The following is an 11,385-nucleotide window of genomic DNA, read 5'->3' on the forward strand; positions in this document are numbered from 1 at the left end:
GGCAGCAGCGGCAGCGGCAGCGGCAGCGGCAAGGGCTAGCGTTGTCTACCAAACGGCGGGGTATGTCGCCAGCAAACGCAAAAAACCGCCTGCATGACCGCTTCAAACCCAAAGCCGCCTATCACCACAGTCGGCTTTGGGTCGATTCTGTTGAAAAAGCAGGTCTGCCCAAACGGCCTGGTCATTGACTGGTGGAAACGCTTTTTTTGCCCGCTGCTACGTGAAACTCGAAGAGGGATCAGAGCAGCCCTGGACGAGTGGCGACGGTCGTGCCCCTCCCCACTACACCGCTCATAGCCCCCCTGCTGCGCCCCCTTCACGCTCACGCCTGCTCCATAGCCTCGACCACTCCCTTATCCTCACCCAGGAACCCGCCGCTTTGATGCTGCCATAGCCGCGCATAGACGCCGTTCTTCCCGAGCAATTCGGTGTGGGTGCCCTGTTCGATGATGCGTCCGTCATCCATGACGATGAGTCGGTCCATGGCCGCAATCGTGGACAGCCGATGGGCGATGGCGATCACAGTCTTGCCCTGCATCATTTCATCGAGGCTTTCCTGAATGGCCACTTCGACTTCCGAGTCCAGCGCGCTGGTGGCCTCGTCAAGAAGCAGGATCGGGGCGTTCTTGAGCATCACCCGGGCAATCGCGACGCGTTGGCGCTGGCCGCCCGACAGCTTGATGCCCCGCTCACCCACAAGGGTGTCGTAGCCGGTATGGCCTTGCCGGTCGCTCAGTTGGCTGATGAACTCATCGGCCTGGGCATTGGCCGCGGCGCTGCGGATTTGCGCGTCGGTCGCATCGGGACGGCCGTAGGCGATGTTGTCGCGAATGGAACGGTGCAGCAGGGAGGTATCCTGCGTGACCATGCCGATGGCGCTGCGCAGGCTGTCTTGCGTCACTTGTGCGATGTTTTGGCCGTCGATGCGAATCTCCCCGCTGTCGACGTCATAGAAGCGCAGCAGCAAGTTGATAAGCGTGGATTTGCCGGCGCCAGAGCGGCCAACCAAGCCGATTTTCTCGCCCGGGCGGATGCTCAGGTTCAGGCCATCGAGCACCTGGCGTTCGCCATTGTAGTTGAAGCTCACCTTATCGAAGGTTACCGCGCCGCCGGAGGTCACTAGCACACCGGCACCCGGCGCGTCCTGCACCCTGGTGCCCAAGGTCAGCGTCGCCATGCCATCCTGTACAGTGCCGATGCTCTCGAACAGCGAGGTCATTTGCCACATGATCCAGTTCGACATGCCATTGATACGCAACGCCATGGCAGTGATTGCCGCCACGGCACCTGCGCCGACCTCACCCTGGTGCCATAGCCACAGGGCATAACCACCTGCTGCCATGATCAACGCCACCACCAATGCCTGGTTAACGATCTCGAACTGGCTTACCAGGCGCATCTGGCGAAAGCCGGTTTGCTTGAAATCCTCCATCGCTGCACGCGCGAAGTGCGCTTCACGATTGGAGTGGGAGAACAGCTTCACCGTAGAGATGTTCGTGTAGGCGTCTGAAATACGCCCGGTCATCATCGACCGCGCATTCGCCTGTTCTTGCCCGACTTTCCCCAGACGGGGCACGAAGTACAGCATGGCCAAGCCGAACAACACGACCCAGGCAACGAAAGGCAGCATCAGTTTCAGAGCGAAGCCGCCGGCCAGTGCGATGATCGCAATGAAATACACGCCGATCCCGGGTGCGATCTCGATAAGGGTGAATAGCACGTCGCGCACCGCTAGCGCAGTCTGCATCACCTTGGTAGTGACTCGGCCGGAAAACTCATCGGAAAAAAACGAAAGGCTTTGTCGCAGCATCAGGCGATGGAAGTCCCAGCGCAGCCGCAACGGCAAGTTAATCGCTAATATCTGGTGCTGCACCATGGTGCGCAACGCCACCAGTGCGACACTGGTCACCATTACGATGCCCATGCCCCACAACACGCGACTTTCCTGCGCAGCCGCTTCACCGCCCGCCTGCCAGGTCGAGAGCAGGTCCACGACCTGCCCGAGGAAGGAAAACAGCCAGGCTTCGTAAATCGACACAGCGGCACTTAGTAGCGCAAGCGCAAGGATGTAACCGCGGGCGCCCCGCGTACAGGCCCACAGGAAGCGAGCCAGACCGTCGGGTGGCGGTGGTACCTCGTCAGGCGGAAAGGGGTCGAGTCTTCGTTCAAACGCACGAAGCATAGTGTTCTCCAAAACGATCAAATTGAGGAGATTCTGCCATTGAACAGGTGCTTTGAGGGTTTTGCGAAGTTGAGGTCTGGCACTCAAGATACCGAGGTGAGGAGGAGTCCATCCCATTGCTTTCGGCCGATTCTGTTGAAAAAGTCGACCCTGGTTTCCACGGTAGAAAAGTACGCGCTTGAGATTGAAATCTTTACATTGAGCAGAGGATTCCGGGCTCAGATTTCGCGTAGCGGTGCGCAAAAAAGGCGTTTTCAGCGGTCATTATGCGGGCAGTCCGGAAGAACCGACTTTTTCAACGGAATCGGCCAGAAACAGCCATTCGGACAACGGCAAAGCCTGCAACCCGTCAACGTCCATTATGGGCAATCCATTTCTACGCTATCGAGCGGGCGAAGGCCCGCGCTACAACCTCGTGTAGTCAGGGCCCGGCATCCGGGCCCTGAGGCTCAGGCCTGCTTCAAGGCGCCATCGAACGCTGGCGTCAACCCCGACAATTCCAGCTTGCGGACAAAATCGCCAAGACGCTGCTGCTTGTAGGCTTCCACGTCCATGTCACGGTAGTCGTAGAAACCTTGGCCATCTCGCAAGCCATTGCGGCCGTTTTGCATGTTGTCGGCGATCACCTGTGGCGATTCGAAGCGCGGTGACAGCACTCCACTCAGGTAGCGCGAGGCGTAGTACAAAATGTCGCCGCCGCCCCAGTCGATGAATTCAAGCAGGCCCAGCACCGAGAAGCGCAGCCCGAAACCGACGCGCACTGCAGTGTCGATATCTTCTGCGCTGGCCACGCCCTCTTCCACCATCCGTGCGGCTTCGTTCATCACCAATGCCTGAATGCGCGGCACGATGTAGCCAGCCACCGGATTGCACACCACGGGCACCTTGCCGATCCGCTTGAGCAGTTGCAGCAGCCGTTCGACTACCTGAGGGCAGGTCGCTTCGCTGCGGCTGACTTCCACCAGCGGCATCAGGTACGCGGGATTGAGCCAGTGCGCGTTCACGAAGCGCGCAGGCGTGCTGACCATTTCGCTCAACTCGGTGACGAGAAACGTCGACGTCGTCGAGGCGATGATGGTCGACGCCGGGACATGCTCGCTGACCCAGGCGAAGGTCTCCTGCTTGACCGCGATGACCTCCGGCACCGCTTCGAACACCAGGTCGCACAGGCGCAATGCCTCTGCGGCCTGGGACCGGGATTGCAGCGTCAACCGGGCTATCGCAATGTCCGCCTGTTCCAGCTCAAGCACGCCAAGGCGTACCAGCATCTGCAGTTCGCTGTGGATGTTGTTGCGCACACGCTCGAAGTAGCCGTGTCGCTCATCCTCCGCGCGATCCTTTATATCGATGAGGGTGACCGGCAGGCCCGCATGGATGAACGCCAGGGCAATGCCCTCGCCCATACGGCCGGCGCCGACCACGCTGACTTGGGGCAGCGCGGCGTTCATCAGTTGTAGCCCTTGGTCAGCAGTTCGGTCATCTGCGCCCGACTCAGCGTGGCCAAACCGAGGTTTTCCAGGGTGCGGCCTTCGGCATAGAGGTCACGTCCGGCGACGACCGAGGCAATGCTCAGCAGGCCCTGCGCGACCGGAGTCGGCACACCGGCCCAGCGGCCGACGGACACCAGGAAGGACAGACCCAGGCGGGTGTCTTCGAGCATGTAGCGATGCTTCTGCAGGTCGATGTCTTCGCGCCAGTCACCGCTGTCGGTCAGCTTGCCATGGGCACCGCGACCGTACATCCACTCGTCGCCTTCGCTGGTGTTGTAGTGGTCGGCCAGCGGGAAATGCGGCGCGCCGTAGGTCAGTGCTTCGCGCACGGCCATGCGTTCGGCATCAAGCTGGTTGGTCACGCGGCGGATCGACGGTTGGGTACCTTCGTTATGAATGTCCCAGGCCTCGAAATGCTCCAGGGGACCTGCGTTCATCATGATCAGCGGCGGATGGATGATGGGGCCTGCGTTCATCAGCGCACCACTCAGGGCGTCTTCAATCGGCTCGACGCTCGGGTAGGCCTCGCGCAGTACCGCGAAAGCATGCTCGGACAGGTTGCTGGGGAATACGCCGGTCGGCAGGCGGGTGGCATAGCCGCTGATGACCAGGTCGCTGGCGCCATGCTTGCGTACCAGGTACGGCAGCGTACCGGTTTCAGCGAAGGCGACCTTGCTCAGGTTGCCCGCATCGACCATGGCCTTGGCGAACACGAAGCTGCCGAAAGTGCCCGGCGGCAAGAACACCACCTGACCGTCGTGCAGGTGCGGCGCAACATGTTTGGCCAGGTCTTCGTGGGAGGTCGACGGCAGCGGGATGATCACCAGTTGCGCGTCGTCCAGGGCTTCGGCCAGGTCGTCGGTGAACGAGAGCTTGTCGCCCTGCTGGCCGACGGACAACTGGCGAGTGCCCTTATAGTCCTTGATGGTCAGGCTGCCGATGGCCAGCAGCTCTTTGAGCGCGGCGCAGTCTCGACGCCACAGGCATGTCTGGTGCCCCTTTTCAGCCATTTCGACAGCAGCGGCGTAACAGCCGTGACCACCACCCAGCACGGTAATATTCATGCAGATACTCCTTTTTTTAGAGACTCGATCCTATCGAGCCGCACCGCCGCAGACTCATCCGATTGCGCAGCCGAATGACGGATTGCGCAGGAGTCTCAATGCTTCTGCCGCCGCAGGGTGTCCGAAGGCAGGCAACCATAGCGTTGCCGATAGGCGCTGGAAAAATGCCCGAAACTGTTGATGCCATGACGCAACAGGATATCGGTGACGGTTTCGCCGGCCCTGCCCTGCTTGAGCGACTCGTGGATCACCGCCAGACGCCGGTCGCGGATGTACTCGACCGGCGCCTGCTGGAGGAACTGGTTGAAGCCGTTTTGCAGGGTGCGCACCGAGACGCCACACAGTTCGCTCAGGGTCGTCAGGCTGATCGGTTCGTCGAGGTGTTCTTCGATGTAGTCACGGGCCTTTTTCACGTGGTGCGGCAGCGGCGCGCGCGAGTCGATCAAAAGATCCGCGGAGTAGTTATGCGGCAGCTGTGTGAGCAGCAGTTGCATCAGGTATTCGGACAGTCCGCTGGCGAGGCGCGAACCGTCGACGCCGCTGCCGTAAAGCCGGCAAATGTAGTCCAGGGTGTGATAGAGGCTGACGACGCCGGCGCCCAGGTGGTCGACGCTGACATCAAAGATCACCGACTGCCGCAGACTGCGGCCGAGCAGGCGTTGCAGTTGCGTCTCCAGGGCATCACGGTCGACCCGCAGGATCAGGTTGCGGCACTCGCCATCGGTGACGATGCGGCTTTGCGCGAACGGCGAGGAAACGCTCAGGTAGCCCGACTGCATCGCCGCACTGCGCCGTCCGTGGGCCACCTCGCAATGTCCCTGCAACGTAATGCGAAACAGGTATTGATCGGCAATGTCGCCGATGGTGATCTCCACCGGCGCGCCATAGCGCAGGTCGAGCAGCGCCGAATCGCCGAAGAATACGCCGTTGAGCCGGGTATAGATCGGCTCGTCACGCAGTACGTTGAAGCTGTGGGGGCACAGGTATTGGCTGACCTTGTCCTTGATCTCTCGGTAATCGGCCGAGCTGAGCAAGCTGTGGCGTTCCAGCAGGTGTACATCATTCAACATCAAGGGTTCTCCTGACCTGGAGCACCTCGGCCCCGCTCCCTTTAACAGGAGCGAGGCCGGGGCGCCGATCGTGGACTATGACCAATCAAGCCCGGGTCGGGTGCTCACGGGCATAGCTTTCGCGGAAATGACGGCAACCACGCCATAGTAGAAGTACGGTCAACGCCGACGCGCCACAGATCACCAGCGACATCGACGAACCGACCGCCGCAGGCGATCCGAAGTAGCGGTCGGTCAACAGTGCCACCAGCGTGGTGCCCAGGCCCAACCCCAACAGATTGCTGATCAGCAGGAACACGGCCGAGACCTGCGCACGCACCTGGTTCGGCGCGAGGATCTGCATCGCCGCCGTGGACGCCGGCATCGGGAACGAAGCGAAGAACATCGCCGGCACCAACAGCGTCACCGACAGCCACAGTTGATCGGCTTGCGGGAACAGCACGGCCGGCACCGCCATGCCGAGGGCACCGATGACGCCGGTGCGCATGGCGGCGTCCTGATGACCTTTCTTGGCCAGGTAGTCGGTGAGCCATCCGCCGAACAGCACGCCTGCGGTATTGGCCACCAACAGCACGGTGCCGAGCATGTAGCCGGCCTCCATTGGCGACAGGCCGAACTTGCGGATGTACAGAGCCGGGCTCCAGCTCATCATGCAGAACAGGGCCATGGCGTAGAACGAAAAGCCCAGGTAATGGCAGGTGAAGGTGGCACGGTGGCGACCGAGGAAACGCAAGCCATCGCTCATCGCAACCTTCTTGGCCTGACCCTGTGCATCGACCTGCAGCCCCTTGCGCGCCGGGTCGCGCACGGTAAGCCAGATCAACAGGCCGACCACGATACCGGGCAGGCCGACAATGAAGAACGCCAGTTGCCAGGCCTTCATCGCACCGAGAACGGCGACTTCGATGGTGTTCATGTCCTTGAGCATCGCGATCACATAGCCACCCACCAGGAAGGCCAGGCCACCACCGACGAACGAGCCGATCGAGTAGATGCCCACGGCGCGGCCAAGTTTTTCCTTGGGGAACATGTCGCTGAACATCGAGTAGGCCGAGGGCGACAGGGCCGCTTCGCCGACACCGACGCCAATGCGAGCGAGGAACATGTGCAGGAAGTTCTTGCTCATGCCGCAGGCGGCAGTCGCCAGGCTCCAGAACACGACGCCGACGGCGATGATCTTCGGCCGGGAGAAGCGATCCGCCAGATAGGCGATGGGCATGCCCATGAACGCGTAGAACAACGAAAAGGCCAGCCCATGCAGCAAGCTGAACTGGGTGTCGCTGATCTGCAGGTCGGCTTTGATCGGTTCGATCATCAGCGCCAGGATCTGCCGATCCACAAATGAAAAGATGTAGGCGATCATGCACAAGCCGACCACGTACCACTCGTAAATGTAGGTTTTCTTCTTCTGCTGTTGCAGGACCGCGTTATCGACCTGGATATTCACTAGTGTTTGCTCCTCTTGGAATCCGCTCATGCGCGCAGCACGCCGGGTGACGGTGCACAGCGCACCGACTGGGAAGTTGCGGGGCAGATGTAAAGGACAAAGGGTTCGAACATGGTCAGGCCTCTTATTGTTATGGGGGTCAAACCCCGGATGGACCGGGCTTACCAGAACTTCCAGGTGTAGGTCGTGGCGACACGGAATTCGTTGTAGTCGTAGCCGTACTTCTGTTTGACGTCGATGTTGCGCAGGTCCAGCCCCAGACCTTGCAGCGCCCCGCTCTGCACCACGTAGCTGAGCCCCAGAAAGCGTTCGCTTTCCTGGTTGTCGCTCAGGTTGGTGCCACGGTTCCAATTGGTACCCTTGATGTAGCGGGTGTAGAGCTTCAGCCCCGGCATGCCCATCCCGGCAAAGTCATAGCTGTAGCGCGCCCCCCAGGACTTTTCACCCGGGCGGACAAACCCCAGGGACGACCAGTGCACCAGGTAAGGTTGCGGGATAAAACCGTTCATCGTCGGGAACACGCTGTCACCGAGCATGCGCTGGTAACTGAGGCCAAACATGTGGGCGCCTTTGAGCAAGGAAAACAAGCCACCGTAGGAACGGTTGTCGATTTCACCGTTCAACGCATTGCCATCTTCATTGTTATTGAAGTAGCGCAAGTCGGTTTTAAGTTTGTAGCCATTACCCAAGTCAGCCATATGCATCAGGCCGAAATAGTGCTGCTGATAAATATCGTGCAACACGCCGTAGAAATAACTGGCTTGCAGGTTCTTGGTAATGTCGTAAGTGGCGCCGCCAAAGTCCAGGCCGTCACTGTCGAGATTATCGGTGGAGCCAAACTTGTACAGCTTCTCGTGGTTGGAAGATTCCCGCGTCACGGCAGACCAGAACCGGCCACCGGTCATCGTCAACCCATCGACTTCCCTGGACTCGACCACGGCCCCCTGGTAGATGGTATCCAATTGCCGACTGGTGTCATCGTACGCCACCGGCAGTTGAGGGCGAAGGTCACCGACCTTCAACTCGGTCTTGCTGTAGCGCATCTTGAAGGTTGCACCGGCACGACTGTAGTCATCGGCCGCCTGCTGGTCGTGGACGCTGAAGGGCAGCGAACCGTCGTTGCCCGACGAGTCCAGGCGCACGGCATATTGCGCATCCACATCAAGACCGATTGCCAGTGCCGTATCGGTGTAACCGGAAGTAAACTGCGCATCGAAACCCTGAGACCAACTATGCACTTCCGAAAACGGCGCATTGGTATTGGTGTAGTTACGGTGCAAGTAGAAGTTACGCGTATCCACTTTCAAGTGACTGTCATCAATAACATCGGCATAGGCGGCCAATGGTGAACAGATAATTCCCAACACGCCGGCAATACCGAGCCCACGGCAAGACTGTTTTACCTGATACATCTAACTTCTCCACATCTGTATGTGCTGGGCACTGTATTTATAGGAGCAGATTCAAACTAAAAACTAAAAATGCTGGCAGCCGAACACCGAGCCTTCTTGCGCAGGAAGGCAGATTGTATGAGGGATATACAGGATGATGGGTTCGAGCATTGTCAGGCCTATTGTTGTTATGGGGTAAAACGCCAGGCGGGCTCAATGGAACAGCCCGCTACGACGACACGCCTCTTGTCTACCCAAGGTAAGTCAGTAGGCGCCGCGCCGATATCGAGATGAACAGCATCCGTTGAGGGGAAAACTTCAACCCGGCTAAAGGTTTCCCTTAGTCAACTCAAAAGCACGGGGCACACAGTGCGAGATGGCAAGCCTGTATTGCATAAGCCTTCCTATAGCGAGGTCTTGTTGTTGGATGGGCCCTAAACTAGCGATTGCGCTGCCTGCCAACCTCCCCGATTGCGCAGGCGATTCTCCAATTACGCAGCCTGATGCAGACCGCCTGAGCACTGCCGCTGCCGTTCCACCAGCGTCACGTTCCTCCAGACCGATCCCCCTTCCATCAACTTCACTGGCCTTGGGACTCAGCTAAAGTACTGATTCATGGAACTTAGAGACGAGCAATGAAACTGAACCACAGGCCAGAGGAGTGGCGACGTAACCAGCATAAAAAGGGACAGAGCACGACTTCAGGTAAATGCCGAGCCGTCGTGATCTGTTCCCTGTTTCCGCGCGGCCGTTTTCTATGTCTGGCACAACTACCCTGACATCGGTGGGCCTATACTTTAACGATCGGCACACTCGATGTGGCATGCAGTCGTGTTTGATGTATGGGAGACGCGTCGAGCGATCGTTCACGCAGGCCACGGCCTGCCTTCGTCGTAGGGAGGAAAACATTCATGGCGCGTAAATACATCGACTGCCGCGAGTTTCCGAGCGATTCCCACTGCTCAATCGCACTGTCCGCAGACTCTGAAAACGAACTGCTCGAGGCCGCCGCGCAGCATGCGGTCAGTGTTCACAAGCACACCGACTCACCAGAACTGCGTGCTCAACTGAAGACGATGTTTCACGACGGAACCCCGCCTGTTGAAGCACCGCGTCCTGCTTAGCACCCAGGGGTTTCAGAAGAGTGAATGTCATCGATAAGCACCTATCAGGCTCATTTCGATGAGTTCCGCAGGCCTGAGGGTAGTTTTTTATGCCTGGCACAATCTGAATGACGAAGGAGATCCCCAAGGAGCCGCCGATGGCTGCTCCTTGGGGGTGCTTTGGAGAGCTTGTTTAATGTGGCTGCGTGTTCATTCAAGCTAAGCTCAAGCTGATTCGACAGACTGCTATCGGCCAGAAGCGGTCACCTCTACGCCTCACAAGCGTGACTCTCAGGCGCGTTTGGGGAGCTTCCAGTTCGGGCGGATGAAGTGGCATGTGTAGCCATTCGGTATACGTTCGAGGTAATCCTGGTGCTCCGGTTCCGCTTCCCAAAAGGGCCCTGCCGGTTCGATTTCGGTGACTACTCGGCCTGGCCACAGGTGTGAAGCATCGACATCGGCAGTGGTGTCCTCGGCGATGTCGCGTTGCTGTTCGCTGAGGTAGTAGATCGCCGAACGATAGCTGGGGCCCAGGTCATTACCCTGACGGTTGGGCGTGCAGGGGTCGTGTATCTGGAAGAAGAACTCAAGGATCTGCCGGTAGCTGATCACGGCAGGGTCGAAGACGATCTCGATGGCTTCGGCGTGGTTGCCATGATTGCGGTAGGTGGCATTCGGCACATCGCCGCCGGTGTAACCGACCCGCGTGCGCAGCACACCGGGATAGCGCCGCAGCAGATCCTGCATGCCCCAGAAGCAGCCGCCGGCGAGAATGGCAGTTTCAGTTTGTATGGTCATGGTCTGTCCTTCCTCTCGGGGACGTCGGGTATAGCCATTGTTATAAGGGCGTGTTGGCCAATTCCAAGGTTTCGCGCAAACAGAACTGGAATGACCGTATTTGGCCGATTTTTGCCTGTCGCCACCGTCAGCTTTCTCGGTGATGGACTGGAACAGAAAACGTACTTTACCAAGTCTTTTTCGTGGGAAAAATGGCAGTGCTTTGACCCGTTTTGTTAACCCGGCCAAGGGCTTTTTTATGGCTGACTCGCCTACATTTCCCGATTTCCCCCATGGAATCTGGAAAAAAAGACGAAAAAATTGGCGGGGCTTTCATCTGCCTTCCGACTCGCCGAAAACCCAGTAATAGTGCGGGCTGCGCGATCAAAGCCATCAATATGCCACTAGCCAGGGACACTGCCGTTGGTCAGCAAAATTGATCAAAAAATGAACGGTCTCGGGTTTTTTCGTTCAGAATACGCAACAGGTGGCACGGGCACTGATCCTCACCTCACCCCAGAAGCGGAAGTTAAACCTCATATGCACCAAGTGCGAAAATGAGGTTTTTTATTACCTGAAAATGGACATGATCGAATGATTAAAAGTTCATTCGAGAAGCTCGCTTTTATCTTGCCAGCGTGATGCCGCAAGATAATTCAATTGAAACTGCTGGATCATAACTTCAGTGAGCAACGGCAAACTCTAATCAAGCCGTCCTGAAAGTCAGGCTGATTCACTGTTTGAACAAAGAGGTAGTCATGTTACTTAGTATTCTTTCTTCACCAGCCGGGGAATATTTGCGCCTGGGCGTTGTATATTTCCATCTTATCGCCTGCTGTGTGGCAATCGGGCTGGTTTTGA

Annotated in this window: 9 protein-coding genes; 2 read left to right on the forward strand and 7 right to left on the reverse strand. The window is 58.4% G+C overall.

Annotation, left to right across the window (positions count from 1 at the left end):
- Window positions 1-188 (forward strand): hypothetical protein (locus tag PMI29_RS32705; RefSeq protein ID WP_238541670.1); only part of this gene is annotated, 188 nt, incomplete at its 5' end.
- Between the two features lie 134 nt (window positions 189-322).
- Here PMI29_RS32705 and PMI29_RS08430 read toward each other — a convergent pair.
- The 6 genes from PMI29_RS08430 to PMI29_RS08405 form a co-directional block, all read right to left on the reverse strand.
- Window positions 323-2,182, reverse strand: coding sequence for an ABC transporter ATP-binding protein (locus PMI29_RS08430; RefSeq protein ID WP_008001102.1), 1,860 nt, complete (start codon window positions 2,180-2,182; stop codon window positions 323-325).
- A gap of 449 nt (window positions 2,183-2,631) precedes the next feature.
- The gene (locus PMI29_RS08425) at window positions 2,632-3,630 is read right to left on the reverse strand and encodes a 3-hydroxybutyryl-CoA dehydrogenase (RefSeq protein ID WP_008001104.1); all 999 of its coding nucleotides are present in this window, start codon (window positions 3,628-3,630) and stop codon (window positions 2,632-2,634) included.
- Window positions 3,630-4,736 carry an NAD/NADP-dependent octopine/nopaline dehydrogenase family protein gene (locus tag PMI29_RS08420; RefSeq protein ID WP_008001105.1) on the reverse strand — a complete coding sequence of 369 codons (1,107 nt, stop codon included), beginning with the start codon at window positions 4,734-4,736 and terminating at the stop codon, window positions 3,630-3,632. The genes PMI29_RS08425 and PMI29_RS08420 overlap by 1 nt, the downstream gene beginning before the upstream one ends.
- Before the next feature lie 95 nt (window positions 4,737-4,831).
- On the reverse strand, window positions 4,832-5,806 hold the full coding sequence (locus PMI29_RS08415) for an AraC family transcriptional regulator (protein WP_008001107.1): 975 nt from the start codon (window positions 5,804-5,806) through the stop codon (window positions 4,832-4,834).
- Window positions 5,807-5,891: 85 nt separating this feature from the next.
- Window positions 5,892-7,253 (reverse strand): spinster family MFS transporter, encoded by a 1,362-nt coding sequence (locus tag PMI29_RS08410; RefSeq protein WP_008001109.1) that lies wholly within the window; start codon window positions 7,251-7,253, stop codon window positions 5,892-5,894.
- 161 nt (window positions 7,254-7,414) lie between these two features.
- A complete protein-coding gene (locus PMI29_RS08405; protein WP_008001111.1) occupies window positions 7,415-8,665 on the reverse strand; it encodes an OprD family outer membrane porin in 1,251 nt (416 codons plus the stop codon).
- An 890-nt stretch (window positions 8,666-9,555) separates the two neighbouring features.
- On the opposite strand from PMI29_RS08405, the gene PMI29_RS08400 reads away from it, so the two are divergent.
- Window positions 9,556-9,768 carry a DUF1059 domain-containing protein gene (locus tag PMI29_RS08400; RefSeq protein WP_008001113.1) on the forward strand — a complete coding sequence of 71 codons (213 nt, stop codon included), beginning with the start codon at window positions 9,556-9,558 and terminating at the stop codon, window positions 9,766-9,768.
- 270 nt (window positions 9,769-10,038) lie between these two features.
- Here PMI29_RS08400 and msrA read toward each other — a convergent pair whose 3' ends face one another.
- On the reverse strand, window positions 10,039-10,545 hold the full coding sequence (msrA, locus tag PMI29_RS08395; protein ID WP_008001115.1) for a peptide-methionine (S)-S-oxide reductase MsrA: 507 nt from the start codon (window positions 10,543-10,545) through the stop codon (window positions 10,039-10,041).
- Window positions 10,546-11,385: the final 840 nt, after the last annotated feature.

Origin of the sequence: Pseudomonas sp. GM49, assembly GCF_000282355.1 — a bacterium.
Classification (GTDB): Bacteria; Pseudomonadota; Gammaproteobacteria; order Pseudomonadales; family Pseudomonadaceae; genus Aquipseudomonas.

What these genes read in the sequence shown, in the direction of transcription:
- PMI29_RS08430 (WP_008001102.1), bottom strand. Translation starts at nt 2,182, where the DNA reads ATGCTTCGTGCGTTTGAACGAAGACTCGACCCCTTTCCGCCTGACGAG.
- PMI29_RS08425 (WP_008001104.1), bottom strand. Translation starts at nt 3,630, where the DNA reads ATGAACGCCGCGCTGCCCCAAGTCAGCGTGGTCGGCGCCGGCCGTATG.
- PMI29_RS08420 (WP_008001105.1), bottom strand. Translation starts at nt 4,736, where the DNA reads ATGAATATTACCGTGCTGGGTGGTGGTCACGGCTGTTACGCCGCTGCT.
- PMI29_RS08415 (WP_008001107.1), bottom strand. Translation starts at nt 5,806, where the DNA reads ATGTTGAATGATGTACACCTGCTGGAACGCCACAGCTTGCTCAGCTCG.
- PMI29_RS08405 (WP_008001111.1), bottom strand. Translation starts at nt 8,665, where the DNA reads ATGTATCAGGTAAAACAGTCTTGCCGTGGGCTCGGTATTGCCGGCGTG.
- PMI29_RS08400 (WP_008001113.1), top strand. Translation starts at nt 9,556, where the DNA reads ATGGCGCGTAAATACATCGACTGCCGCGAGTTTCCGAGCGATTCCCAC.
- msrA (WP_008001115.1), bottom strand. Translation starts at nt 10,545, where the DNA reads ATGACCATACAAACTGAAACTGCCATTCTCGCCGGCGGCTGCTTCTGG.